This window comes from Nocardia sp. NPDC056541 (assembly GCF_042794235.1).
Taxonomy (GTDB): Bacteria; Actinomycetota; Actinomycetes; order Mycobacteriales; family Mycobacteriaceae; genus Nocardia.
Window position 1 is genome coordinate 1 of sequence record NZ_JBHTUD010000038.1, and the last position, 26,503, is coordinate 26,503.

General features: G+C 69.6%; 21 protein-coding genes. 8 read left to right on the forward strand and 13 right to left on the reverse strand.

What is annotated here, in order from left to right; all coding sequences use genetic code 11:
* Positions 1–121: 121 nt before the first annotated feature.
* Entirely contained in the window at positions 122–448 is a 327-nt protein-coding gene (locus ACFQ9R_RS34020; RefSeq protein ID WP_235569656.1) for a DUF3017 domain-containing protein, read from the reverse strand.
* A gap of 46 nt (positions 449–494) precedes the next feature.
* Here ACFQ9R_RS34020 and ACFQ9R_RS34025 point away from each other — a divergent pair, with 46 nt between their 5' ends.
* Positions 495–977 (forward strand): tRNA (cytidine(34)-2'-O)-methyltransferase, encoded by a 483-nt coding sequence (locus tag ACFQ9R_RS34025; RefSeq protein WP_378996840.1) that lies wholly within the window; start codon positions 495–497, stop codon positions 975–977.
* Position 978: 1 nt separating this feature from the next.
* Here the strand turns inward: ACFQ9R_RS34025 and ACFQ9R_RS34030 are convergent, their stop codons facing one another.
* From ACFQ9R_RS34030 to ACFQ9R_RS34045, 4 genes are all read right to left on the reverse strand, one after another.
* A complete protein-coding gene (locus ACFQ9R_RS34030; RefSeq protein ID WP_378635378.1) occupies positions 979–1,203 on the reverse strand; it encodes a DUF167 domain-containing protein in 225 nt (74 codons plus the stop codon).
* A complete protein-coding gene (locus ACFQ9R_RS34035) occupies positions 1,163–2,245 on the reverse strand; it encodes a DUF4349 domain-containing protein (protein ID WP_378996842.1) in 1,083 nt (360 codons plus the stop codon). Before ACFQ9R_RS34035 ends, ACFQ9R_RS34030 begins: the two co-directional genes overlap by 41 nt.
* A 220-nt stretch (positions 2,246–2,465) precedes the next feature.
* Positions 2,466–6,125: an error-prone DNA polymerase gene (locus ACFQ9R_RS34040; RefSeq protein ID WP_378996844.1), complete on the reverse strand. Its 3,660-nt coding sequence runs from the start codon at positions 6,123–6,125 to the stop codon at positions 2,466–2,468.
* A 56-nt stretch (positions 6,126–6,181) separates the two neighbouring features.
* On the reverse strand, positions 6,182–6,637 hold the full coding sequence (locus ACFQ9R_RS34045) for a hypothetical protein (RefSeq protein WP_378635369.1): 456 nt from the start codon (positions 6,635–6,637) through the stop codon (positions 6,182–6,184).
* Positions 6,638–6,769: 132 nt separating this feature from the next.
* Between ACFQ9R_RS34045 and ACFQ9R_RS34050 the strand changes: the two genes are divergently transcribed.
* Positions 6,770–7,726, forward strand: a complete 957-nt coding sequence (locus ACFQ9R_RS34050; RefSeq protein WP_378996846.1) for an SDR family NAD(P)-dependent oxidoreductase — start codon at positions 6,770–6,772, stop codon at positions 7,724–7,726.
* Between the two features lie 66 nt (positions 7,727–7,792).
* Here ACFQ9R_RS34050 and ACFQ9R_RS34055 read toward each other — a convergent pair whose 3' ends face one another.
* From ACFQ9R_RS34055 to ACFQ9R_RS34070, 4 genes are all read right to left on the reverse strand, one after another.
* Positions 7,793–8,233, reverse strand: coding sequence for a GNAT family N-acetyltransferase (locus ACFQ9R_RS34055; protein ID WP_378996849.1), 441 nt, complete (start codon positions 8,231–8,233; stop codon positions 7,793–7,795).
* Positions 8,234–8,342: 109 nt separating this feature from the next.
* Complete coding sequence (locus ACFQ9R_RS34060; protein WP_378996872.1) at positions 8,343–9,269, reverse strand: sucrase ferredoxin; 927 nt, start codon at positions 9,267–9,269, stop codon at positions 8,343–8,345.
* A 94-nt stretch (positions 9,270–9,363) separates the two neighbouring features.
* A complete protein-coding gene (locus tag ACFQ9R_RS34065; RefSeq protein WP_378996851.1) occupies positions 9,364–10,935 on the reverse strand; it encodes a DNA polymerase Y family protein in 1,572 nt (523 codons plus the stop codon).
* 201 nt (positions 10,936–11,136) lie between these two features.
* Positions 11,137–11,877 (reverse strand): hypothetical protein, encoded by a 741-nt coding sequence (locus ACFQ9R_RS34070; protein WP_378996854.1) that lies wholly within the window; start codon positions 11,875–11,877, stop codon positions 11,137–11,139.
* 199 nt (positions 11,878–12,076) lie between these two features.
* On the opposite strand from ACFQ9R_RS34070, the gene ACFQ9R_RS34075 reads away from it, so the two are divergent.
* The gene (locus tag ACFQ9R_RS34075; RefSeq protein ID WP_378996856.1) at positions 12,077–13,210 is read left to right on the forward strand and encodes a serine/threonine-protein kinase; all 1,134 of its coding nucleotides are present in this window, start codon (positions 12,077–12,079) and stop codon (positions 13,208–13,210) included.
* 9 nt (positions 13,211–13,219) lie between these two features.
* On the opposite strand, the gene ACFQ9R_RS34080 is transcribed toward ACFQ9R_RS34075, so the two are convergent.
* Positions 13,220–13,855 carry a response regulator gene (locus ACFQ9R_RS34080; protein WP_378662632.1) on the reverse strand — a complete coding sequence of 212 codons (636 nt, stop codon included), beginning with the start codon at positions 13,853–13,855 and terminating at the stop codon, positions 13,220–13,222.
* A gap of 106 nt (positions 13,856–13,961) precedes the next feature.
* Positions 13,962–15,299, reverse strand: coding sequence for a PspC domain-containing protein (locus tag ACFQ9R_RS34085; protein WP_378996874.1), 1,338 nt, complete (start codon positions 15,297–15,299; stop codon positions 13,962–13,964).
* Between the two features lie 608 nt (positions 15,300–15,907).
* Between ACFQ9R_RS34085 and ACFQ9R_RS34090 the strand changes: the two genes are divergently transcribed.
* From ACFQ9R_RS34090 to ACFQ9R_RS34105, 4 genes are all read left to right on the forward strand, one after another.
* Entirely contained in the window at positions 15,908–16,537 is a 630-nt protein-coding gene (locus tag ACFQ9R_RS34090) for an MspA family porin (RefSeq protein WP_378996858.1), read from the forward strand.
* Between the two features lie 84 nt (positions 16,538–16,621).
* Positions 16,622–20,464, forward strand: coding sequence for a WD40 repeat domain-containing protein (locus ACFQ9R_RS34095; RefSeq protein WP_378996860.1), 3,843 nt, complete (start codon positions 16,622–16,624; stop codon positions 20,462–20,464).
* A 65-nt stretch (positions 20,465–20,529) separates the two neighbouring features.
* Positions 20,530–22,254 (forward strand): PspC domain-containing protein, encoded by a 1,725-nt coding sequence (locus ACFQ9R_RS34100; RefSeq protein WP_378996862.1) that lies wholly within the window; start codon positions 20,530–20,532, stop codon positions 22,252–22,254.
* The gene (locus tag ACFQ9R_RS34105) at positions 22,247–22,459 is read left to right on the forward strand and encodes a hypothetical protein (protein ID WP_378996864.1); all 213 of its coding nucleotides are present in this window, start codon (positions 22,247–22,249) and stop codon (positions 22,457–22,459) included. The genes ACFQ9R_RS34100 and ACFQ9R_RS34105 overlap by 8 nt, the downstream gene beginning before the upstream one ends.
* 219 nt (positions 22,460–22,678) lie before the next feature.
* Here ACFQ9R_RS34105 and guaA read toward each other — a convergent pair whose 3' ends face one another.
* A complete protein-coding gene (guaA, locus tag ACFQ9R_RS34110; RefSeq protein ID WP_378996866.1) occupies positions 22,679–24,253 on the reverse strand; it encodes a glutamine-hydrolyzing GMP synthase in 1,575 nt (524 codons plus the stop codon).
* A 132-nt stretch (positions 24,254–24,385) separates the two neighbouring features.
* Here guaA and ACFQ9R_RS34115 point away from each other — a divergent pair, with 132 nt between their 5' ends.
* Positions 24,386–25,213: an alpha/beta fold hydrolase gene (locus ACFQ9R_RS34115; RefSeq protein ID WP_378996868.1), complete on the forward strand. Its 828-nt coding sequence runs from the start codon at positions 24,386–24,388 to the stop codon at positions 25,211–25,213.
* Here the strand turns inward: ACFQ9R_RS34115 and ACFQ9R_RS34120 are convergent.
* On the reverse strand, positions 25,200–26,354 hold the full coding sequence (locus tag ACFQ9R_RS34120) for a GuaB3 family IMP dehydrogenase-related protein (RefSeq protein ID WP_378996870.1): 1,155 nt from the start codon (positions 26,352–26,354) through the stop codon (positions 25,200–25,202). The two genes, ACFQ9R_RS34115 and ACFQ9R_RS34120, sit on opposite strands and share 14 nt — an antisense overlap.
* Between the last annotated feature and the right edge of the window lie 149 nt (positions 26,355–26,503).

Here is a 26,503-nt window from a genome sequence, read left to right on the forward strand (position 1 = left end):
CCCTTCACCGCGGCCCCCAACTCCCCCCGCCCCGGCACCGGCAACGCCGGATCCCCCCACCACACCCCCCCACCCCCCCCACCCCCCCCCGCCCGCCCCCCCCCCCCCCCCCGGTTCTGTCTCAGCTGACGCCGAGGGTGTTGATCGTGGCGGCCAGGAAAACGATGGCGCTGCCGAGCGCGGTCAGCGCCGCCACGTCGAACGGGCGGCTGCGCACGGCGAGCAATCCCACCTGCACGGTCGGCAGGCACAGCCGGAACGCGGCGGCCACCAGGGCGGCGCTGCCGAAGATCAGCGCGCCGCGACGCCACCGGTCCCACGCGACGAAGCCGACCGCGATCACGATCAGCGCGGTCACCACGGTCATCGGCAGATGACTGCGCAGGTACTGCTCCCCCGCGCTCAACCGCGCGACCCGGTGCTTGCCGGTCGTCTCCGCCTCGTTCACGAGCCCGATTGTTCCAGATACCGCCTGCGCGCGGACGGGGTGGCGCATGACAGAGTGGTCCGCTGTGCTGCACCTGATCTTTCACGAGCCCGTGATTCCGCCCAATACCGGCAATGCGATCCGGTTGGCCGCGGGGACCGGCTGCGCGCTACACCTGATCGAACCGCTCGGCTTCGACCTCTCGGAGTCCAAGCTGCGCCGGGCCGGACTGGACTACCACGACCTCGCGGTGGTGACCGTGCATCCCGACCTGGCGACGGCGTTCGCGGCGATCCGGCCCGGCCGCGTGTTCGCCTTCACCACCCAGGCCACCACACGTTTCACCGATATCGCCTATCGCGACAACGACGCGCTGCTGTTCGGCACCGAGCCCACCGGTCTGCCCGTGGAAGTACTGGCCGATCCGCAGATCACCGAACAGGTGCGCATTCCGATGCTGCCGGGGCGGCGGTCGATGAATCTGTCGAACGCGGCGGCGGTGTCGGTGTACGAAGCCTGGCGGCAGCTGGGCTTTCCGGGCGCGGTCTGACTCAGTCGATGTCGAATCGCTTGAACCGTGAGGTGGCGCCGGCGGTCAGCCGAACGGCGGACTTGGCTACGCCGAAATGATCGGCGAGTAGTTCGATCGCGGCCTTGTTGGCCTTGCCCTCGACCGCCGGGGCGCGGACGTAGAGGGTGAGAGTGCCGTCTTCGGCGGTTTCGACGAGTGGGCCTTTACGGCTGTTCGGTTTGATCGTCGCCCGCACTGTGGGCACCGGGGGTCTCCTTCCCGGATGCTGCCGATTCGGGCCCGCCTGATGCGCCGACCTCGGATGCGGTGGCCTCGGATGCGGTGGCTGCCGGTGCGGTGGGCGCGGGAGCGGTGGCTGCCGGTGCGGTAGGCGCGGGAGCGGTGGCTGCCGGTGCGGGTGCGGGAGCGGTGGACACGTACGCTGCGGTGCGACGGCGCCTGCGCAGCAATCGCAGTGCGGCATACAGCAATCCGCCGATCACCGCGAGGAAGCCCAGCCACGGTACGGCCTTGCCGACGAAGACGATCGCGTCCTGCAACCAGTCGATCAGCGAGTGCCAGCCCGAGACGATGCCGTCCCAGAAGTTGTCCGGGTCGCCGGGTGCGTTCTTGTCGTCGGCGGTGAGGGTGATGGTGAGCGTCGACAGCGCGACCTGATCGTCGAGGCTGCGTTTCTGCGCGGTGAGGCTGTCGAGTTCGCCCTGCCTGCTCGACAGTGCCTCCTCCGCGGCGATCAGGTCGGCGGTGTTGGTGGCGCTCGTGATCAGCGCTTTGAGCCGGTCGACGGAGGCTTGCAGGGCGCGGATGCGGGCGTCGAGGTCCTGCCACTGCATGGTGACATCGTCGCGGTTGGTGCTCACCCGGGTCACCGAGCCCACCCCACCGAGCCCGGTGATGAAGGCGTCGGTCTTGTCGGCGGGCACCCGCACACTGAGCACGGCCCGAGCGGCACGCTTGTCGGTGCCGGGCTGTTCGGTGCGGCTGTCGATCCGGCCGTCGACGGCGCGGACCTGCTCGGTGACGGTCGCGGCGGCGGCGATCGGGTCCCCCGAGGTGACATCCACCGACCCGGTGATCACCTCTTTCCGGTTCGACTGATCCGTCGGCGCCGGGCTGTCCTGCTGCGGGGCGCCCTCCCGGAAACCGGGCGTCACCGCGGGAGCGGGCCCGCCCATGACAGTGGGCGAGGACGCCTTACCGGCACGGTCCTCGCTGTCGTCGTCGCCGCACCCCACCAGGAACACGAGTCCGAGCAACGCGATCATCACCACGGCAAGCTTGCGCATGTTCGCAGCGTAGTGCGTCAGCGGACCCCGGCTGGCGTTCAACTAGGCGGACACATCACCCCATGCGTGCACACCCTTGGCTGGGTAACTCCTGTATGTCTCTACCCAAAGGGGCCCGCCCCGATCTGGACTGACCGGAGGGTGCGACGAAGGAGTACCCGGAGGGAGGGAAGATCGGGGCCTCCAGGGCCCCGCTCGAGCGCGCCAGCGCTCCAAAATCTCAGCGGAAGTCGCGGGAGCGGGCGACGATGGTCAGGTCCAGGTGTTCGAGGTGGTCGGCGACGACACTGGCCGCGCCCTCGGCGTTCTGGATGCGGCCGCGGATGAGCAGGGCGGTGGCGTTCTGGGCGAGGCGGCGGTAGCGGGTCCACAGGCCGACCGAGCAGACGACGTTGACCATGCCGGTCTCGTCTTCGAGGTTGAGGAAGGTGACGCCCGCGGCGGTGGCGGGGCGCTGGCGGTGGGTGACGGCGCCCGCCACCAGGATGCGGGCGCCGTCCTCGACGAGCAACAGATCGCACGCGGGCACCACCCCGAGTGAGTTCAAATGGGCGCGAAGGAATTCGGTGGGATAGGAGCCCGGCGAGATGCCGGTGGCCCAGACATCGGCGGCGGCGAGTTCGAGCGCGCTCATGCCGGGCAGCGCCGGGGCGACAGTGGCTGGACCGGTGCCGGGGAGGCGATCCGGACGTTCCACAGCCGCCGCGCCCGCCGCCCACAATGCCGCCCTGCGCACGCTGCTGCCACGCGAATCCTTTGGCACAGCTGAATCCGGCGGGCCGTAACCTTGTTCGAGCACTCGATGATCCGCGTCCAAAGCTCGCGCGGCAGGTGTTGCCGCCCAACTCCGGCTGTCGCCGGTGAACGGTTCGTGCGTCGCAGCGCCGGCAGCGCGCGGTTCGGTATCGACCAGAACGTCCAGCGCTCCCGCCGTGGCGAGCGATTCCGACTGGGCGACAGTGAGTTCCACGCGACCGGTGAGGTCGAGCATCGAGGCGAAGGGGCCGTGTTCGGCACGGACGGCGACGATGCGCTCGGCGAGGTCGGTGCCGATGTGCCGCACACCCGACAGGCCGAGCCGGATCTCGGTGCCCGCGTTCTCGAGGGTGGGCTCGGCACGGCTGGCGTTGATGTCGGGGCCGTGCACGCGCACCCCGTGCCTGCGGGCGTCGGCGACCAGCGACTGCGGCGAGTAGAAACCCATCGGCTGCGCACGCAACAGCCCGGCACAGAACGCCGCCGGATGGTGCAGCTTGAACCACGACGAATAGAACACGATCGAGGCGAAACTCTGCGAATGACTCTCGGGGAAACCGAAATTGGCGAAGGCGTAGAGCTTCTCGTAGATGCGGTCGGCGAGAGCGCCGGTGATGCCGTGCAGGTCCCGCATGCCCTGGTAGAGGCGGTCCTTCAACTGTTCCATCTTCTCCGGCGAGCGTTTGGAACCCATGGCGCGGCGCAACTGGTCGGCTTCGGCGGGACTGAAACCGGCCACGTCGATGGCCATCTGCATCAGCTGTTCCTGGAACAACGGAATGCCGAGGGTGCGGGCGAGCGAGTTCTCCAGCGCGGGATGATCGCAGACCGGCGCTTCCTTGCCGTTGCGCCTGCGGATGTAGGGGTGCACCGAACCACCCTGGATGGGCCCCGGCCGGATCAGCGCCACCTCCACCACCAGGTCGTAGAAGGTACGCGGCTTCAGCCGGGGCAATGTCGCCATCTGCGCGCGCGACTCCACCTGGAACACCCCGATCGAGTCGGCGCGCGAGAGCATCTCGTAGACACCGGCTTCGGTGAGATCGAGCGCGTGCAGTTCGACCTGCTCGCCTTTGTGCTCGCGCACCAGGTCTATCATGTAGTGCAGCGCCGAGAGCATGCCGAGGCCGAGCAGGTCGAATTTCACCAAACCGACCGCGGCGCAGTCGTCTTTGTCCCACTGCAACACACTGCGCCCGGCCATCCGCGCCCACTCCACCGGACATACGTCGGCGATCGGCCGATCGCAGATCACCATGCCGCCGGAGTGGATCCCCAGATGCCGTGGCAGACCGTCGAGTTCGCCCGCGAGCTCGAGCACGGCGTCCGGGATATCGGTGCCCGTCTCGGCGGCCACCCCGGACCAGCGGCTCACCTGTTTACTCCACGCATCCTGCTGCCCCGGTGAAAAGCCCAGTGCGCGTGCGGCATCACGCACCGAGGACTTGCCGCGATAGGTGATCACATTCGCCACCTGGGCGGCGTAGTCGCGACCGTACTTGGCGTAGACGTGCTGGATGGCCTCCTCGCGGCGGTCGGATTCGATGTCGACATCGATATCGGGCGGTCCGTCGCGCTCGGGCGAGAGGAACCGCTCGAACAACAGCTGGTTGGCGACGGGGTCGACATTGGTGATGCCGATGGCGTAGCAGACCGCGGAGTTGGCGGCCGAGCCTCTGCCCTGACACAGGATGTCGCTGTTCTTGCAGAACTCGACGATGTCGTGCACCACCAGGAAATAGCCGGGGAACTCCATCTTCTCGATCACCATGAGCTCGTGCTCGAGCTGCCGGTATGCCTGCGGGTTCCGCGCCGGCGGCCCGTAGCGCTCGGCGGCACCACGCAGGGCGAGCTCGCGCAGCCACGAATTCTCGTCATGGTCGGCGGGCACGTCGAACGGGGGCAGCTTCGGGGCGATCAACCCCAGGTCGAACGCGCATTCGCGGGCCAGCACCGCCGCGTTCGCCACCGCGTGCGGGTAGTCGGCGAACAGGTGCGCCATCTCCGCACCCGATCGCAGGTGCGCGCCGCCGGTGGGCGCGAGCCAGCCCGCCATCTCGTCGAGACTGCTCCTGGCGCGGATCGCGGCCAGCGCCATCGCCCGGCGACGCTGCGCCGGAGAGGCGAAATGCGCACCGGTGGTGGCGAGTACGGGAACATCGAGCCGGTCGGCCAGCGCGATCAGCAGCGCGTTGCGCTCGTCATCGGTGGCGATGCCGTGATGGGTGAGCTCCACACTCACCCGATCTGCGCCGAATCGTTCGAGCAGATCCCGCAGGGCCGCTTCGGCTTTCGGCAGCCGGATATCGCCACCGCGCAGATCGTGTTCGAGCGCGGTGCGCAGGTGACCTTTCCGGCAGCCGGTGAGGATATGCCAGTGCCCGCCCGCCGCCGCGGTGAGGGCGTCCAGGTCGTATCGCAGAACACCCTTCTCCCCCGCGGCCATATGCGCCGCCGCCATCTCTCGCGACAGCCGCCGATAACCCTCCTGGCCCCTGGCGAGGACCAGCAGATGCGGACCGTCAGGGTCAGGAGATCCAGTGCGCGGCACTGAGTCCGGCGCGTTCGCGTGCCCGTTTCGCGGCTCGGCCGAACCGCCGTCAGCCGTGTCCCCACTCGGCCCATCAGTATCTGCTTCGCGCGCCTGCGTTCGCCCCGGCATGAAACGCACCCCGCCCCGAGGGACAGAACGGCGCCGGACCGCATCCCCTCGGCCCGGCGCCGCCTCCGCATCGGTTCCCAGTGACAGTTCGGCACCGAAAACCGTTGGCATACCCCATTCCCTGGCCGCCTCGGCGAACCGGACGGTCCCGTAGAACCCGTTGTGGTCGGTGAGCGCGAGCGCTTCCAGACCGAGCCGCACCGCCTCCTCCACCAGCTCCTCCGGCTGACTCGCCCCGTCGAGGAAGCTGTAGGCGGAGTGGGTGTGCAGCTCCGCGTAGGGCACCGTCGGGCCGGTCGGCCGGTCGAGCTCGGCGGCGTGGTACTCGCCGCGTTTACGTGACCAGGCCGGACTGTCGCCGCCGTCGCCCGGGTGCAAGTCTTGCGTAGGCCTGCCGCTCGGCTTGCCCGAGAGCACCCGCTCCAGCTCCGACCAGGTCGGCGGACCGTTGCTCCAGCCCATGCACCCGCTCCTCTCACGACCCCCGCATCACGCACCCTTTCCCCTTGGCGGACTACTCAATTCGCGGGCAAGCGCTCCATCGACCGCGATTCCAGCGCCGCCTCCACATGGCTCAGACCGGTGCGGATCACCGCGCCGTAGGCATCGTTGGCGAGCACATCCAGGTGCCCGCGCGCGATGGCCAATTGCATCCGCGCCATCTCGAAGTCACCGACGCGGCGATGACTGTCGGCCAGGTTCAGATACAGCGAGGGCAGGAACCCGCGCAGCCCCTCATCGAGCGGGATGCCCGGCCCGAACACCGCGGCCAGCGCCCGCTGGTCCCACAACAAGGCACCCTCCGGCAACTCCTGCACATCCGCCAGGTGATGCGCCACCACGCAGCGATGCAACGGGTCGCCGCCTTCCCCTATCTCACTCCACAGCCTGGTCAGCGCCGCGCGCGCCGCATCAGGGTCGCCACCGCCGAGCCGCACCGCGGCATAGATGTCCGCCATCCGATCGTCCGCCATGTGCATCAGTATCGCACATATGTTCGAACATTAGCGAGAGCCACTCGAACATATTTTCGAGTTTTCCGGCGACCCTGGCCCTCGAACTTACTTTGGAGTAAGTTCGAGGCAACGAGCTGCAAAGGAGCAGTGATGTCTCAGGTTTCTCCAGGTGAACGGGGCCGCAAGCGGCGCGATCTCACCGGCAGGCATGTCGTGATCACCGGTGCGTCGTCCGGGATCGGACGGGCCGCCGCACTCTCGGTCGCCGACAAGGGCGGTGTGGTGTTCCTGCTCGCGCGCCGCGCCGACGAACTGGCCGCGGTGGTCGCCGAGATCGTCGACGCGGGCGGGCATGCCTACGGCTACCCGTGCGATGTCACCGACTCCGAATCCGTGGACTCGGCCGTCAAAGCGATCCTCGACCAGCACGGCCACGTCGACATGCTGGTCAACAACGCGGGCCGGTCCATCCGCCGCGCCATCCACCGCTCCACCGATCGCCTGCACGACTTCGAACGCACCATGGCGGTCAACTACTTCGGCGCGCTGCGGATGACCCTCGCGCTGCTGCCACAGATGCGCGAACGCGGCTTCGGCCACATCGTCAACATCTCCAGCGCCGGCGTGCAGGTGGCCACCCCTCGCTTCGCCGCCTACCTCGCCAGCAAAGCGGCCCTGGACAAGTTCACCGAGGTCGCCTCGGTCGAAACCCTCGCCGACGGAGTCACGTTCACCACCATCCACATGCCGTTGGTGCGCACTCCGATGATCGCCCCCAGCGGCGACCAGGGGCCGTCCGAATCCCCCGAGTGGGCCGCGGGCACGATCGTGCGCGCCCTCACCGAACGTCCCAAACGCATCGATGTTCCCCTCGGCACCCTCGCCGAATACGGCGGCATCATCACCCCCAAACTTCGCGACCGCATCCTGCACCGCTACTACCGCGCACTGCCGGATTCCCCTGCGGCCAAGGGCGAATCGGCCGAAGACACCCCGGCCCCCGCACCGGCCCCCCGGGCAGATCCGAAAACCCCTTCCGCCGCCCGAAAAGCCACCGGCACCGCCCTGCGCCGCGCGGCCCGCTGGGTACCCGGCACACACTGGTGACCCCCGCGTAGTCACTCGGTTCGTCTCGCACCCACATGGATTCAGTGCCGCCGGGTCCGCCACGATTCACTGCAGGTCGAGGGTGAAGTGGTGGGCGGTGATGGACAGATGACGGCGCATATAGAGACGATGGGCGGCGGCTCGGGTAGGACCGACGCCGGAGTCCAGGTGGACCCCCGTGCACCGCAGACGCCGAGCTTCGGCGGTGAGCCAGTCGAGCAGGCTGTCGGCATGGCCTCGACCGCGCGCCACGGGAAGGGTGGAGACATCGTCGATGTAGAGGTGGTGGCCCCAGGCGGTGGAGTGGGATTCGCGGAACCCTGCCACCGATAGTGCCGCGGGGGAACCCGTTTCGAAGACCCCGATGAGACGGTAGCCCGCGGGGCGGAGTTCGTTATCGATGAACTCGATCAGGCGCGATGCCGTCTCCCACCGTGGGCGAAGCTCCAGTAGAGCCGGGCCCGCCAGCTCGGTTTCGTCCTCGCCGATTTCCCGGATGTCGATCATGGAGTCGACGTTAAGCCCGTCGGACGACGTGCGGGAGGGCCACCGCGCCGTAGTTCCAGTAGTCCACTGTGAAGCTTGCCCAGAAGCCGAGTCGTCCGCAGTCGATGAGTCAGCGATCCGTGGGAGGTTCGGACTGCGCGCGAGACAGCGCGGGAAGTTGTTCTATCGCAGCGGGTTCCAAGTAGGTGGCCGGTTTGAGGGCGGCACCGCAGCTGGCTTGGCGCGGGGCGGCGGCGACGGTGCGGGCGGTGACGCGCCAGCGGCGGCCGTCGCGGTGAGTGACGATGGCGGCGCCCGCCACGGTCGGGTCGTGCGTGGGGGCCGGGCCGGGCTGGACGGTGAGAGCGGTGGCATCGGCCGGGACCTGCTCGCGCACGGCCACTTCGGCGAGCTGGGAGATCGGGGGGTAGCAGCTGCGGCCGCGGAGACCGGTCAGGGAGACCTCGTCGACGTCGGCCGCCGCGAGCATCGCCTTGGCGGCAATGGCGTCGACGCGGCCGTAGGTGAGGCCGGAGGGAAGCAGGACGACCGCGGGGGCGAAGCGGTGACCACCGGTGTGCGAGGCCTCCCAGACCCGGCCCGGGTAGTCGGCGGCGAGGGCGGCGGCGATCGGGCGGCCCAGCAGGGCGCAGCACTGGTCGCGTTTGCCGTGCGCGCAGACCAGGACCACCGGATCGTCCACGCGCACACCGATTCCCGGCGCCGGACCGTCGACGAGATGCAGGTCGATGTCGAAGAGCTGGCGCAAGTCGGTGATCTCGAACCGCTCACACCAGGAGCCCTCCGGGCGCGAACTGACCAGCAACACAGTGCGGGTACCGGTGAACTCGTTGCGGCCGGGGCGGCGGATCAGCGTCGGCCGGACCTGCGCCGCCGACGTACGCGCCGCGAGTTCGGCGGTGATCTCCGGACCGAGCACTTCGTCACCGATCACATCACCGCCCCACGCACCGGGATGCTCGATACACAGCCATCCGGTGAAATGTCCCGCGGTACCGAGCAGCGGAAGATCGGCAGCGGCCGCCGTACACAGCATGCCCTCGAACGGGTTCACAGCGCTCCTCCCACGACCGAGCCTTCCGGGACCGTCCCGGACAAGCGTCGTTTCACTCTAGAACCGGGGCGGTGGGCTACTCGTAGACGCCCTCGGCGTGCCAGTGCATCGCGTCGTAGACGAGCAGGACGGCGCGGATCTCGGTGGGGTCGGCATCGAGCTGGACTTGGACGCGCACGGCCAGGGAGGTGGGCTCGGCCGTGGACCACCAGCGTTCGGTGATCGGCCAGGGGCCCGCCCAGCCCAGCAGCGCCCACTGCTTGCTGCCCCAGCGCAGACGGGTGGGGACGGCGGTGAACAGGCCGCGATCGGTGACCAGGACGGGGGCGCCGTCGGCGGCGGTCAGGTGCACGACCGGGCGGTGCAGCAGGAGCAGCGTGGGAGCGGGTTCGGGGAGACGACCCGGCCAGGGCTGGGTGGGGTCGGCGGCGGGGGTCAGCTCGTCACCGAGGGCGATCATGGTGATGCGTTCGGCGGGCCCGCGCCCGCCGCTGAGCACGCCGATGCGGACCGCTTCGCCACCGAGCAGCCCCTGCACGCGGACCAGGGCGCGGCGGGCGCGCTCGGTCTCCTCGCCCTCACCACCCCACAGACCGAGTTGCAGCGCACCGGCGGCGACCACCTCGACCGGTTCCAGGGTGAGCGCGACGATCGGGCCGGTGGGGCGGGCGCGGTGGGTGAGCCAGCCGTCGAGTTGCCAGCGGACGCGGTCGGCGGTGTCGGCGGGGGTGAGTGGGCGAGCACAGCGCCAGATCCTGGTGAGCTCCTCACCCGTCTCGGTGCGCGCGGTCACGGCGAGCCGGGTGCACGCCACCCCTGCCGCCGACAGCACCACGTGCAGCCGGGTGGACAGCTGCCTGCCCGCGAAGGCGGCCGCGTCGACCCGGTCGATGGGCGGGTCGCAGGCCAACTCGACGGTCAGTTCCGGAGCGGGGCGGCGCGCCGACGGTGGACGTTCCGGCAGGGCGCGGGCGGTGCGATGGGCGAGCACGGCGTCGGCGCCGAATCGGGAGGCCACTTCGGCGGGAGAAAGGCGCGCGAAGTCGCCGATGCGGCGCAAACCCAAGCGGCGCAGCAGGTCGACCAGCTCCGCGCGCTGTGGTGCGGCCAGGCTCGGCTCCACCGCCAGCTCCGCGACCGGGAGCCCAGCGAGGTACTCCGCGCCCTCCCCCGGCGCCACGATCGCCCCGCGCCGTGCCGCGATCACCGCTGTCGACATGGCATCGGCGATCCCGATCTGCGCCTCGGCTCCCGCCACGGCGACCGCGTCGATCAACCGCACCACCGCGGCCTCCTCGGAGCCGAAATACCGTGCGGCACCGCGTGCCCCGAGCACGATGAGCCCGGGCCGCAACACCTCGACGCCCGGCACCGTCTCGTCGACAGCGCCGACCACCGGCTCGAACAATCGCGCATCTCGATCCGGATCATCCTGCACGACAACAAGTTCCGGGCAACATCCCTGCGCATCCCGCCGTCGCATCCCCCGCCGCACACCCTCGGCCCGCGCGATCGCCGAACACGCCACCACCGAACTTCCCCGCAACACCGCGATCGGTCGCTCCGCCGACACCCCCTCCACCGCGGCCGCCGCCACCGCGGGCCAGTCCAGGCACCACACCGCGAGCACCCGCTCAACGCGCGTCACGACGACGCCACCGATCCACACGCCACGCCACGTCCGAACGAGCCACCCACCACGAATGCGGTGGGCGATCGGTAACCGCAACGGTGTGCCGAGAGCGACTCGGGAACGAACGGGAGACCCGCGGCGATCGTCCGGGCGGCCGCCGGACAGTCGGTGGGTCTCCTCATGCCCATCGGCCGGAACCTGACAACGGCCCGGCGGTCATGAGACGGCCTCGTGCAGCGCGGTGACTTCCGGTGCACCGCTGACGGTTTCGCGGGGCAGCCATTCGGTGCGGCCGACCTGGGCGCACAGGTCCATACGGCCGTGGCGGGTCTGGCCGGCCTTGGCGCTCACGCGCACGTCGAGGCAGACCGAGCGCAAGCGGCCGCGACCGGGGCCGAGGCCGCGGTACCCGGTGACGCGGGAGTCCAGGCGCAGAGTCGGGTTGGCCCATTCGCCCGCGACCACCAGGGTGGCACCGCGATTGCGGGCGCGGGCGGCGAGGACGCGGCAACGCGACGGAGGAACAGCGAGGCCGCCGAGGCCGAGGACTACCAGGTCGAGGCCATCGAGCAGGACCGCGGCCACTTCGGCGGGGTCGGGGCCGGGGTCGGTGATCACCGCCAACCGGGACAGCTCGGCACCCATCTCGGCAGCGGCCAGCAAACCGAGCCGGGGCAGGCCGACGACCGCGGCGTGGCCGCCGCTCCCGGTAACGGCGGCGAGCATTCCCGTCAGCAGGGAGTGTGCGCCGGTGTAGGCGACGACCGCGCCTTTCGGCAGCCCACCATCGGGCAACAGATCGGCGAGTGGGGGCGGAACAGGCAGCAGATCTCGGCGTAGTGGCTGCTCACGTGGCATATGCCCGGTCGCGGACTCACCACGGCCCGGGACCGCGGCCATCCGCCTGCGCAGCTCGTCGATCATGCCCGCATCGGGCGACAACGCTTCCGAACCCATCAACACCACCTACTTCCACGATGGACCCGCGAGCGGAAAACCGCCCTGCGCCGAAACGGCAGCACCGTTTCAGCTATCGATCGTATTCGAATATACGTTCGATAGCGACCAGCGTGACACCCACCCCCACCCCGTGTCCACCGCGCAGCACCCCGGAGATCCCGGCCAGTCAGCGCCATATTCGGCTACCCTCGCACCCGTGACCGAACGTGCTCGTCCCCATATCGGCCCCGACTACCTGGTCGCGGGTCGCTACCGCCTGCAGTCCAAGCTGGGCGGGGGTGGCATGGGTGCGGTCTGGCTCGCGACCGATCGGTTGCTGAACCGGGAAGTCGCGATCAAGCAGGTGCTGTCCACCGCGGGACTGAGCGCGGCCGAGGCCGAGCGAATCCGCAGCAGCATCGTGCACGAGGGCCGAGTGGCCGCCAAGCTGTCGCACATCCACGCCGTGGCCGTGCACGACGTGGTGATCGAGGCGGGCGAGCCGTGGCTCGTCATGGAGTACTTACCCTCGCGCAGCGTGGCCAAGGCGCTCGCGCTGGTCGACACGCTGCCCGCGGTCGAGGTCGCCCAGATCGGCGCGCAGGTCGCCGACGCGCTGGCCGCCGCGCACGCCGCGGGCATCGTGCACCGCGATATCAAGCCGGGCAACATCCTCGTCGCCGACCGCGGCAACAGTGTGGGCCTGGCCAAACTCAGCGACTTCGGCATCTCGCGCGGCGCCGGCGACACCCAGGGTGACGAACCCGACGGTGTGATCACCGGCACCCCCGCCTACCTGCCGCCCGAGGTCGCGCGCGGCGCCCGGCCCACCGAGGCCAGCGACGTGTTCTCCCTCGGCGCCACCCTCTACACCGCACTCGAAGGCCAGCCGCCGTTCGGTTTCGACTCCGACGAGCACGACGTCGTCGCCGCGGCCGCGATGGGCCGGATCATCCCGCCCACCCGCAGCGGCATCCTCACCCAGCCGCTGCTGCACATGCTCGAGCCCGCGCCGCAGCGCCGCCCCACCATGGCCGAGGCCCGCGACGAAATCCTCACCGCCGCCTTCGGACCCGGCACCGGCGCCTACATCCTCGGTGTGCCGCTGCGCACCGAGGACGGCACCATCCCGGCCTGGTCCACCCGTAACTCCGCCAGCGGCCTGCGTAGCCACAATTCCTCCCCCCTCCCGCGCCCGCACCGCGCGCCGGTGGGCGCCACCGCCGCCGCACCCCAGCAGCGCACCGGCAGCTTCGTCGACAACCTCCCCAACGGCGCCCCCCTCGCCATCGGCGCGGGCGTGCTGATCGGCCTGATCATCCTGATCGCGATCATCATCGCCGTGATGTAGAGCCGAGCTTCACTCGATGCGGCGTCGATGCGCCCATCGAGTCAGCGCGTTCCGGTTCGACTGTTGCGTCTTACGAAGCACATTCGACGCGTGCGTCTCCACGGTCTTCACCGAGATGAACAAGGATTCGGCGATCTCCCGATAGGTGTATCCACGCGCCAGCAAGCGCAGCACCTCCAGCTCGCGCGGGGTGAGCGAATCCAATTCGGGATCGAGCGGCGGCTCGGGGACCGGCGAGCGCCCGGTGAACGAATCGAGCACGAACCCGGCCAACCGCGGACTGAACACCGCGTCCCCACCCGCGACCCGGCGGATACCGTCGGCCAGCTCGGCACCGGAAATCGTCTTGGTGACGTACCCGCGCGCCCCCGCCCGGATCACCGCGATCACATCCTCGGCCGCGTCGGACACACTCAACGCCAAACACACCGGCCCCGTGGCGATCCCGCTCAGCACCGCCACTCCACCACCGTCGGGCATGTGGACGTCGAGCAGCACCACGTCCGGCTTCGTGGCATCGATCCCGGCGATCGCCTCGGCCACCGCCCCGGCCTCACCGACGACCTCCATGTCGGTCTCCCGGCTCAGCTCGGCCCGCACCCCCGACCGGAAAACCGCGTGATCGTCGACCAGGAACACCCGCACACTCACTACCAGACTCCTCATTCGAACCGCTCGATCGACCTGCTGTCATCGGTACCACACCGCGGCGTCCGGGCGCCGAGATCGGCCCGGGTCGGTGCGATCGCGCTCAGTGATCGGCCGGATGATCCCGCGTCGGCGCGTGGCCATCCGGGCCTGCGGTGGTCGGCGCGTCGTCGCTCGCGACCTCGTCCGGCTCGGAGGTCCCGGAGTCGGTGCGCGGCATGACGATACGCACCTCCGTGCCACGCCCGAGGGTCGAGTCGATCACGGCGGTACCGCCACGGCGCTCGATTCTGGCACAGATCGACTTGGCCACCCCGCGCCGATCGGCAGGCACCGCCGACACGTCGAAACCGGCGCCACGGTCGCGCACGAAGATGCTCACCTGGTGAGGTTCGGTCTCGGCGAACAGGTCGATCTCGGGGACCTCGGCGTGCTTGGCGGCGTTGACCAGCGCCTCACGGGTGGCGCCGAGCAGGGCGGTGAAATGCTCCTTGGGCAGGCCCGCGCCGGTGTCGCCGGGGTCCATCGCCACATCGCCGACGGTGACCGGGGTGACCTTCACACCGTGCTGGTCCTCCACCTCGCCCGCGATGGTGCGCAGCGCGGTGGCCAGGCTCGACTGGGCGGGTGCGGTGTCGTCGAAGAGCCACTTGCGCAGTTCACGCTCCTGACTGCGGGCCAGGCGAAGCACCTCCTGCGGATCCTCGGCCTGGCGCTGGATCAGCGCGAGCGTCTGCAATACCGAATCGTGCAGGTGCGAGGCGATCTCCTCGCGTTCCTCGTTGCGGATGCGGGCGCCGCGCTCGGCATTGAGCGCGCGGACCATGCGCAGCCACAGCGGCACCGTCAGCAGACCCGCGCCGACCAGGGTGACCGCCACCGCGATCAGCGCCGACCCGAGCGAACTGAGATCGATCCTGGCCAGCACCACCACACCGAGCCCGACCACGATCAGCGTCGCCCCGGCCACGATGCGCGACCAGGTGACCACCGAGGGTCGCGCGGGCAGCCCGAACAGGGCCCGCGGCCCAGGCGCGGCGACATCGTATTCGCGCCACACCAGCGCGGCGCCGACCGCCACCACCACGATCGGCGCGATCACCTTCGCCGCGGTCCCCTGGAACAACCACCCCACCGTCACCGCGAGTCCGAGCCCGAGCAGGGCGAGCCCGATCGCCTGCCTGCGCTCGTCACCGGTCGGTTTCGCCGCGTCCGCGCCACCGGGAGTGAAGATCCACAGCAGCCCGTACGCCACCAGTCCCGCGCCGACCAGCGCGGACAGCAAGACGAACGCCAGCCGCACCTTGATCACGTCGACACCGAGATGGTCGGCCAGACCACCCGCGACTCCACCCACCACCCGCCCACCACTGCGACGGACCAGGCGCGGGGTCTCCGGCATCGGCGCACCCACCGGCTCGGGGCCGGGGACGGGCAGCATGGGCCGATAGCCGCGCGGCACGCCATAACCCTGCGGATACTGGGCGTAACCCGGCGCGCTCCGATACTGCGGCGGCGGCGCGTAGTGCTGCGGCGGCCCATAGACCACCGGCTCACCCCCGAACGAGCGCTCTACGAAACCACGCGGCCGGTGCCAACCGAACCGCGGATTCGCTGCTGCGCCCGGGCCGTCGGAAGGCCCGTGGGTGGCGTTGTTCCCGGCGGCGGCGCCGGGCCCGGACGGGGTCGCGGACCCCTGGGCGGCAGTGCGGGCGGAAACAGACGGATCCATGCTCTCGATACTGGCACGCGCGACGGGGTGTCGACATCAGGAAAGTCCCTGATCTCGTCCCCGATGTCGGCGATCTGCCGCTGACCTGCGCGGCGAGCTGTCCGGTCCGGACAGAAATTACGCTCTACCTGGGTATATGTCCGATCCGGTGCCGGACCGCGACGCCGGTGCCGGACCGCCGGACCGGAAACCTGAACCCAGGGTCCTCAGCAGGTCTTTTAAGCCGATGCGCGGTCGCGCCGAAAGCCCGGCCGCACAGGCTCTTCCTACGTTGATGGCAGGCCGGAACTGCGGCCGCCGCTTCAGGGGAGGAACAAGTGAACATCATCACCACCGTGCTGGGTGCCGCCGCTATCGGACTGAGCACCCTCGGGATGACACCGATCGCATCGGCTACACCGATGGCACCACACGAGACGACCTATCACGGGCCCGCCGGCTTCGAACTCACCCTCGGCCATACCGAGGAGTCCTACCGGCTGGTCCCGCCGCTCAACGCGATGCCGACCAATCGCGAGGTGTTCCTCGACAACACCGCCTACGTCACCGCACCGCTCGGCGCGACCGGTGAGGTCACCTCCGGCTATCTCGTCGCCTGCGCGGTGGACCTGACGCTGTCGGTCGGGCTCGACGGTGGCGTCTCGGTCGGCGCGGAAGCCGGCATCGGGTTCGGCTCGTCCGGTCCGGATGTGTCCGCCGATATCGGCCCGTCGATCTCGGCCGGTGTCGATCTGAGCCTGTCGCTCGCGCCGGGCGAGATCAAGAAGATCGATGTGGGATCGATGTCGCTCGGTTCGGGCACCACCTATCTGGTGAACCGTGACTTCCATCTGATGGTGGGCAACTGCGGTGGACCGCTCAACGTCTACTCGTGGGCGACGGTCACCGCCGGCACCGGACAGGTGAAGGCGACGAACTCGATCTTCGGCGACACCATGTTCCTGTGATCCGCACGGGGCCCGGCGAGTCGCCGGGTCCCGGTCGATCCGAATAGCATGACCCTCGGTCGTTTTCATCGAACGGGGGGTTCATTGACCATCAATGACGCGCAGAGTTCTTCGCCGCGTGCGATTTTCGCGCAGCGGTTCGCCGAACTCTATGCCGTGGCGGGCAATCCGACCTTGCGCCGGGTCGCCTCGGCCACCGAGCGTCGCATGCGCGGCACCCAGGCCGGCACGCCGTCGCCGCAGCGGATCAGCGACTGGAAGGCCGGGCGCAATGTGCCCGCTCGCTTCGAATCGCTGCTGCCGGTGGTCCTCACGCTCGTCGAGCTGACCGAGAAGTCTCAACGCGACCTACCGCGCGGCCTGGCCGACCCGCACGAATGGCGACGCCTGTGGCAGGAGTCGGTCACCTGGACAGCGGCCGCCACCGACGGCGACGCCTGCCCCTACCCCGGCCTGCGCGCCTATCTCCCCGAGGAGCACACCTTGTTCTTCGGACGTGAGCAAGCCACCACCGAATTCGTCGACCTGGTGCGCGCCACCACCGGCGTCGTCGTCCTGATCGGCGCGTCGGGGGCGGGCAAGTCCTCGCTGCTGGCGGCGGGTCTGCGACCCACGATCGACCTACCCGCCGCGACCATGACACCGGGAGCGACGCCGACCGCCGGACTCGCGGCGACACTGACCGACGGCCTACGGGTCCTGATCGTCGACCAGTTCGAGGAACTGTTCACCCTGTGCCAGGACGAATCCGAACGTTCGGCATTCCTGTCCGCGCTCGCCGACCTACCCGATTCGGTGACGATCGTCCTGGCACTGCGTGCCGACTTCTACGAACAATGCCTGCACTATCCGATAGTGCGGAACAGCCTGCAGCGCAACAGCTACCTGCTCGGCGCGATGTCCATGGACGAGGTCTCGCACGCGATCACCGGCCCGGCGGCCGCCGCCGGGCTCACCCTCGAGCCAGGTCTGGAAGAGCTGGTACTCACCGAACTGCGCGGGCTCGGCGGGCGCCTCAGCGCCGACGGCTACGACCCAGGGGCGCTGCCACTGCTCTCACACGTGATGGCCGCGACCTGGCAGCAGCGCGAGGGTCGCAAACTCACCGTCGCCGGCTACCGCAAAGCGGGCGGTGTCGCCGGCTCGGTCGCCGAGACCGCCGAACTCGCCTGGAGCGAGCTCACTCCGGGGCAGCAGAGCGCCGCTCAGGAGTTGCTCGGCTCGCTCGTCACCGTCGGACAGGACGGGCGTGACACCCGGCGAACGGTAGACCGTGCCGAATTACTCGGCCGCAGCGGCGATCCCGATGCCTCAGCGGAAGCGCTCGAAGTCCTCGCGACCAGCAGACTGATCGCCCTCGACGCGGGCTCGGTGCAGTTCTCCCATGAGATCGTGCTGACCGCGTGGCCCCGGCTACGCGGCTGGATCGATACGGACCGGGTCGGGCACCTGGTCCGACAGCGGCTCGAACACGATGCGACCGAGTGGGAGTCGGCGAGACACGATTCGGCGCTGCTGTATCGCGGTACCCGACTCGACAACGCGAACGAGCACACCGGCGGCGCCCCCCTCAGTCCGCGTGTACGCGCCTTCCTCCAAGCTTCGCGGCGAGCGGCACGCAATGGCGGCCGCTGGCGGATCGTGGCGGTCGCAGTCGTGATCGCCCTGCTCGCCACCGGTGTCATCGCCGTCGACCGCAGCAGGCTCGCCGATCAGCGGGCACTGGACCGCGACTACGCCGAACTGGTGGCCGCGGCCCACCGGACCAGAAGCAGCGACCCGTCGATCTCGGCGCAATTCCTGCTGGCCGCGTATCGAATCCGGCCTGACATCGCGACGCGCACCCAGCTGTTGAACAGCCAGGACTCACCCCTGGCCGTCAGCGTGCCCGCCCACGAGCGCGGCGTCTCCACACTGGCTCATCGCGCGGCCGACGCACTACTGGTGTCGATCGACTACGCCGGCGACACCGCCTTCTGGGATCTGCGCGATCCCGCACGGCCACGCCGGCTCACCACCTCACTCGGAACGCGGACCGACCACCTCGAATTCATCCCGGGTAGCACCGACGCGGTCACCCTCGGCAATTCCGGTACCCAGCTGTGGGACCTCGCTCGCCCCGAGTCTCCCCGTCTGATCCACACCTTCGACACCCTTCGCGGCGACAAGATCACTGTCGATCCGAGCGGAACGCGACTCGCCGAACTCGACAACTCGACCCTTACCCTCTGGGATATCCGCGACCGGACACGTCCGTCGCGCACCGGCGTGCTGCCGCTGTCCCGCGGCGACCTCACCGTCCACACCACTGAATTCGGCCCCGGCGGGGCGCTACTCGTCGTCGGCACCGTCACTGTCGACACCTATAGCGCCCGTGCAGCCCCCGACACCGTGCAGTTGTGGGATACCACGACCGGACGTCCCATCGGATCGCCGATCGCCGCGGCGGGCAGCGACTCCCTCCAAGCTGTCGCCCTCAGTCCGGACGGCACCCGACTGGCCATCGGCACGCACGGCTCGAAGGGCACCAGCAGCGCACCGTCGAGCCAGTTCGAGCTGTGGGATATCACCGATCCACACCACCCGCGCGCCTTCGGTGCGCCGACCAGAGTCGATAACGATGTGCTGACCTCGATCACTTTCCACCAGGACGGAAATCTCCTCGCCACCGGCTCCGACAAGGCAGCACGACTGTGGAACATCGCCGACCCGGCCCAGCCGGTGCAAGCGGGCCCAGCCCTGTCGGTGAGCCCGGCAGCCTGCCCACAGGCTCAGGTTTCTCTGTGCAGCGGCGGGCCGACGTCGATGCTCTTTCTCCCTGGCGAACCGATACTGCTCGGCGGGGGACGCGATGGACTGCTACGCACCTGGACATTGCCCCGATCGACGGTCGACGTGATTCCCAGGATGCCCGCCGGGGTGATGTTCGATCGAACCGGTGACCGGATGGCCATGCCGACCCGGACCGGCGACGTGGTGATCTGGGATACCACCGATGTCCGCCGCCCGGCACGGCTGGCCACGATATCGGGAGCACCGGGGCTGTCGAACCCGATGCTGAGTTCAGACGGACGCACACTGAGCCTGCATGACCGGGATGGCAAGCAGCGGATCGTCTACGACCTCGACGATCCACGTCATCCGCGACCACTGCCCAGCTGGCCGACCGGCGAGGCCAACTACTCGACGGTCAAAGGCAACCGGATGCTGCTCACCTTTACCGACTCGGTCCAGATGTGGGATGTCACCGACCGCACTGTGCCCGAGCCCCTCGGGCTACCGATCACCGCACGGGTGGGGAAAATCGTCAATATCGGCTTCAGTCTCGATGGCAGCCTGGCCGAACTGGTCCTCGGCGACCTTCGTGGCGACCGGGACGATTACTACTTCAGCCAGATCTGGAATCTGGACGACCGCACGCACCCACGCTTGATCGCCGAAACCGCCGCGGAACTCACCACCGGCCTACGGTCATCCCAATTCCTGCCCGACAACCGGACCATCGCCCTCATCAAAGGCGATCACTTCGGCCTGTGGGATACCGACGCACCGGAGACCTTCACCCCGCTTATCGACGCGGTCCGCACCGAAATCGGGCCTATCAGCCGGATATCGGCATCCGCGGACAGCACCGAGCTGGCTATTTCGAGCGACGACGGCACGACCGGCCTGTGGAATCTCGACGACCGCCACACGCCGCGCAAATACATCGGCCCGCTCGGCCCCGCCGACGGCCGCGACCGGCAGGTGGTCCTCCACCCACGCGGTGAACAGCTCGTGATCGTCACCGACAACGGCCAGCTCGGTGTGTGGGACCTCGACACCGAGACCGTCGCCGCCCGGATCTGCGCGTCCACCGGCCGACTCACCGAAGCCGTCTGGCGCGGGCAGGTCGCGAACGTCGCCTACCGCTCCCCCTGTCCCTGAACCCGGGCAATTATCAGGGTTACCCCCGATGTGCGGAGGGGGCGGCTCGGCACACCATGGATGGCATGAGCAGAACGAGCTTCGCCGACCAGGTTCACCAGATGTGGCAGACGCGGCCCGTCCGGCTGCCTCGGCAAGGGCCGATCGCCGGCGTGGCGGCGGGGTTCGGGTTGCGGTACGGGGTGGATCCGGTGCTCGTGCGGGTGGCCTTCGTGGTATCGACGATCTTCGGCGGGGCCGGGATCGTGCTGTACCTGCTGGCCTGGCTGGTGCTGGGGTCGGCGGGCAACGAGATGTCGGCGGCGCAGGCCCTGTCGGCCCACGATCGAGGTTCGCATTCGCAGACCAAGACGATCGTGTTGATCGTCGCGCTGGCTATCGCCGTGTCGACCATGGGGCCGATCGGGCTGGGAATGGGCGGGTCCGGGGTGGTCAGCATGGGGCTGATGCTCGCAGGCTGGTGGATGCTGTATCTGCGTCATCCGGAGCTGCCCGCGGGATTCGACGCCTACCGCGCTCCGCTCGGCACGACGGGCTACCCGGGCGCGGGCTACCCGACCGGGGTCCCGGTGCGCGGCTACCCGTACAACCCGGAGGTGCCGCCGACGGGGATGTACACGCCCTACACCAAACTCCCCGACGCCTACGTTCCCGATCCGGCACTCGCCCGCGAGGAAACCCGCACGGCCACCGCCGAATCCGCGCCGCTGCTGCGGGTCGACGCGACCGACACGGTCGTCCTGCACAAGGACATCGACGAATCGGGCAGCGCTGCTGTGGATTCCGTCGAGACCACCCGGATCACCGTGACACCGGCCTCCAGCGAACCCGGACACGAGGATCCGGACAACCGCGAGGTCGCCGTGGACGCGTCGACTCCGCACGCCGTGTCGGATACGAGCGAGCAGGCGGCCGATTCGGTTCCACCCGTCGATCTCGACAAGCGGGCGGACAGCCCGACAACCGAGGTCGTCGAGCCGGCCGGCACCGACGAGAGCATGCGGCCCGCCGAACAACCACAGGCGAACGAAACCGGCGCCACCGCCGTCCTGCGCAAGGACGTCCCCGGAACCATCTCTCCCGCACCCGAGCCCCCGCGGATCAACGCGCAGGTGCCCAACGGCTGGGACCCGCTCGCTGTCGCCCCCCTCGCCTGGGAACTCCCGGAAGCGGCACCCCGCTACGCACCGGTCGCGCCACCGGCGCCGAAACGTCCACGCTCCCGGCTGACCCCGGTCACCATCGGCCTGGCGATCCTGGCCGCGGCGCTGGCGGGTGCGGCAGCCGCATCGGGCGTCGAATGGATGACCCCCGCACGGATCGCGGCCTTCGCCTTGGCCGTAGTCGGACTCGGCCTCGTCGTCGGCGCGTTCCTGCGGCGCGGGTACGGGCTGCTGATCCTCACCGCCCCGCTGGCCGGGTTCGTGGTGCTGGCCTCCCTGATCGGGCCGATCGACTTCAGCGAAACCGCCGTCGGCGACCGTGTCTGGGCGCCGACCTCGGTCACCGAGTTGCAGCCCCGCTACGCCCTCGACATCGGTTCGGGCACGCTGGACCTGCGCGGACTGAACCTCACCGAGTCACGCAGCGTCGAAGTCGCGGTGAACATCGGTGACGCGAAAGTGCAACTGCCCGAAGGGATGACGGTGAACACGACGTGTGACATCCGAGTGGCCGATTCCAACTCGACCTGCAAAGACGGACTGAGCGGGCCGAACACCCCCGGCGCACCGGTCCTCGACCTGCACGTCAAGATGCACCTGGGTGACGCGGTGGTGACCCGTGGCTGATCCGACCGGCACCGAGCCCGCCCGCCGACCCGCCTTCACCCTGCTGACCATCGGCCTGATCGCACTGGCCGTGAGCGTCTGGGCACTGCTGGGCGCACCCACCCCCGACGACGGCGGGATCCTGCCCATCGGCTGGGGCGTGGTGATCGCGGCCATCGTCATCGGCCTGCTGCTCACGCTGACCCCCAGCCGTAAACACCACTGACCGAAGACAACTCAGGCAACAGCAATGGCCCGTCATCACGACGGGCCATTGCTGTTGACGGGACCAGTTGAAAGACAAGGGCAATGGACGAATCCGAGAAGAGACCGCAAACCCCACTGGCGAAGGTCCTGCCGCCGGTCACCCACCGGCCGCACGCCGGCGGCTTCCTCCTGGGCAGGCTCCTGCTCACCCAGGCGGCGCCGCCGCGGCCGGCCTAGTTCACTCCCACTCGATGGTGCCCGGCGGCTTGCTCGTCACGTCGAGGACCACGCGGTTGACCTCGGCCACCTCGTTGGTGATGCGCGTCGAGATCCGTTCCAGCACGTCGTAGGGCAGCCGGGTCCAGTCCGCGGTCATCGCGTCCTCGCTCGACACCGGACGCAGCACGATCGGGTGACCGTAGGTGCGGCCGTCGCCCTGCACACCGACCGAACGCACGTCGGCCAGCAGCACGACCGGGCACTGCCAGATCTGCTTGTCCAGGCCGGCCGCGGTGAGCTCCTCGCGAGCGATGGCGTCGGCCTGGCGGAGCAGATCGAGCCGGTCGGCGGTCACCTCGCCGACGATGCGGATCGCGAGGCCGGGGCCCGGGAACGGCTGGCGGGCAACGATTTCCTCGGGCAGCCCGAGTTCGCGGCCGACCGCGCGGACCTCGTCCTTGAACAGCAGGCGCAGCGGCTCGACCAGATCGAACTCGAGGTCGTCGGGCAGGCCACCGACATTGTGGTGGCTCTTGATGTTCGCGGTGCCGGTGCCGCCGCCGGATTCGACGACGTCCGGGTACAGGGTGCCCTGGACCAGAAATTCGACCTTCGGTGCGGCGCCCGCGGCAGCGCCCTCCTCGAGCACGATGCCCGCGACCGCGTCCTCGAAGGAGCGGATGAACTCGCGGCCGATGATCTTGCGCTTCTCCTCGGGATCGGAGACGCCCTTCAGCTCGCCGAGGAACTTGTCCACCGCGTCGACGGTCACCAGCTTGGCACCGGTCGCGGCGACGAAGTCCTGCTGGACCTGCTCGCGCTCGCCGGCCCGCAGCAGACCGTGGTCGACGAACACACAGGTGAGCCGGTCGCCGATCGCGCGCTGCACCAGCGCGGCCGCCACGGCGGAGTCGACACCGCCGGACAGGCCACAGATGGCGTGCCCGTCACCGATCTGCTCGCGCACGCTCTCGATCAGCGACTCGGCGATATTGGCCGGGGTCCACTGCGCGGGGATGCCCGCGAGCTCGTGCAGGAAGCGGCTGAGCACCTGCTGGCCGTGCGGGGAGTGCAGCACCTCGGGGTGATACTGCACGCCGGCCAGGCGCCGCGCACGGTCCTCGAACGCGGCCACGGGGGCGCCCGCGGTGGTACCGGTGACCTCGAAGCCCTCGGGGGCGTCGGTCACCGCGTCACCGTGCGACATCCACACCGGCTGGATGGTCGGCAGGCCGCCGTGCAGCACACCGCCGTCGATGTTCAGCTCGGTGCGACCGTATTCGCGGGTGCCGGTTTCCGACACGGTGCCGCCGAGCGCCTGTGCCATGGCCTGGAAGCCGTAGCAGATGCCGAACACGGGCACGCCGAGATCGAACAGCCGCGCGTCGAGTTGCGGTGCGCCCTCGGCATACACACTCGACGGACCACCGGACAGGATCACGGCCAGCGGCTGCTTGTCGGCGATCTCTTCCACGGTCATCGTGTGAGGAATCACCTCGGAGAACACCCGTGACTCACGCACCCGTCGGGCGATCAGCTGGGCGTACTGCGCGCCGAAGTCGACGACGAGGACCGGTCTCTGAGTATCTGCCACCGCCACAGTTTAGTGACGGGGTGCGACGAGCAAGCAGCGGGCATCGCCGGAGGCCGGACTCGCCGTAGTGACTGTGCACGACGCGCCCCCATTCTTGGGCGTGGCGCGGCGGCTCTGGCTATCCTCGTGCTCGTGCCATTCGCCCGCGCGATCGATGCCGACATCTACTACGAGGACAGCGGTGGCACCGGTCCGGTGGTGCTGCTCGCCCACGAATTCTTCATGGATCGCACGATGTTCGCCTCGCAGCAGGCCGCGCTCGCACCCGAATTCCGGATCGTCGCCTGGGACGCGCGCGGTCACGGCCGCACCAGAGACCAGCGGTTGCCCTTCACCTACTGGACCGCGGCCAGGGACGCGCTGACAGTGCTCGACTCGATCGGCGTCGAACGCGCGATCGTCGGCGGGACGGCGCAAGGGGGCTTCACAGCATTGCGGACCGCGTTGGTCGCACCCGAACGGGTCGCCGCGCTGATCTTGATCAGCACCGAGGCGCACGGGCCGACCCTCGACCAGTCGACCGCCACCCAGCGATTCCTCGACGAGTGGCACGACCGCAGCTCCCGCGAGGAAGCCGCGGGCCGACTGGCCGACTGGCTCATCGGCGACGACACCTGGTACCGCGACATCTGGACCCGCCGCTGGGTCGGCGACGCCCACAGCGGGCTCGACGCCGCCGTCGGCTGCCTACTCGGACGCGACTCGGTACTCGACCGACTACGCGAGATCACCTGCCCGGCACTGATCATCCACGCCACGCAGAGCGGCATCGCGGGCGACCGGGCCCGCACGCTGGCGGACGGGCTCACCGCCTCCACCTTCGTGGAGATCGATGGCGCCCGTCTCGCCGTCACGATGACGCACCCGGAACCGGTCAATACCGCGATCTCCCGGTTCCTGCGGGATCGGGTCTCACTGACCCACGTTCGTCAGCGCGGGCGGCCTGTCAGCGGACGCTGAGCCCGACCTTCTGGAATTCCTTGAGGTCGGAGTAGCCGGCCTTGGCCATCGAACGGCGAAGGCCACCGACCAGGTTCAGCGAGCCGAACGGGTCGTCGGAGGGGCCGTAGAGCACGCGCTCGAGGCTCGGACGGGCCGCCGCGCCGTCGGGGCCGTCCAGCCAGGCCTCGTCGACCGGCAGGAACGAACCGCGCGGCACCGAGGGGTGCGCGGTCGCCGAGGGCCAGTACCACCCGCGACCGGGCGCCTCCGCCGACGCCGACAGCGGCACACCGAGCATCACAGCATCGGCGCCACAGGCGATGGCCTTGGCCAGCTGACCCGAGGTGGCCACGTCACCGTCGGCGATGACGTGCACGTACCGGCCGCCGGTCTCGTCGAGGTAATCGCGACGGGCCGCGGCCGCGTCGGCGATCGCGGTCGCCATCGGCACGCCGATGCCGAGCACCTCGCCGGTGGTGGTGGCGCCCGGGAACGAGCCGTAGCCGACGATGACGCCCGCCGCGCCGGTGCGCATCAGGTGCAGCGCGGTGCGGTGATCGCTCACGCCACCGGCCACGACCGGCACATCCAGCTCGGCGATGAAGGTCTTGAGGTTGAGCGGCTCCTCGCCACCCACGTGCTCGGCGGAGATGATGGTGCCCTGCACGACCAGCAGGTCGATACCGGCCTGGAGCAGCGCCGGGGTCAGCGCGCGGGCGTTCTGCGGGCTCACGCGCACCGAGGTGGTCACCCCGGCCGCCCGGACCTGCGCGACAGCGGCGGCCAGCAGGTCGGGCTGCATCGGCGCGGCGTGCAGTTCCTGCAGCAGCGAGATGGCCTTTTCGTAACCCCCCTTGTCGACCAGATCGAGCAGCTGGTCGATCTTGGCCTGCACGTCGGCGTGGCGGGCCCAGAGACCTTCACCGTTGATCACACCGAGGCCACCCTGGCGCCCGAGCTCGATCGCGAACTCGGGCGAGACCAGCGCGTCGGTGGGGTGCGCGAGCACCGGGATCTCGAAACGGTAGGCATCGAGCTGCCACGCCAGCGAGACCAGCTTCGACGAGCGCGTCCGCCGCGAGGGCACGATATCGACGTCGTCGAGCTCATAGGTCCGACGAGCGACCCGTCCCATACCGATTTCGACCATGTCACGCACAGTTGCTCCTGTGTTTTTGGAGCGCTGGCGCGCTCGAGTTCGCGGCCACCACGGGCCGCCGGTCAGGCACCGCCGCTTGCTCCTTCGTCGCCTACGCGGCGGCGCCTGGCCGGCGACCCGGCCGCGAACCGCCGCTGCGCGGCGGACCC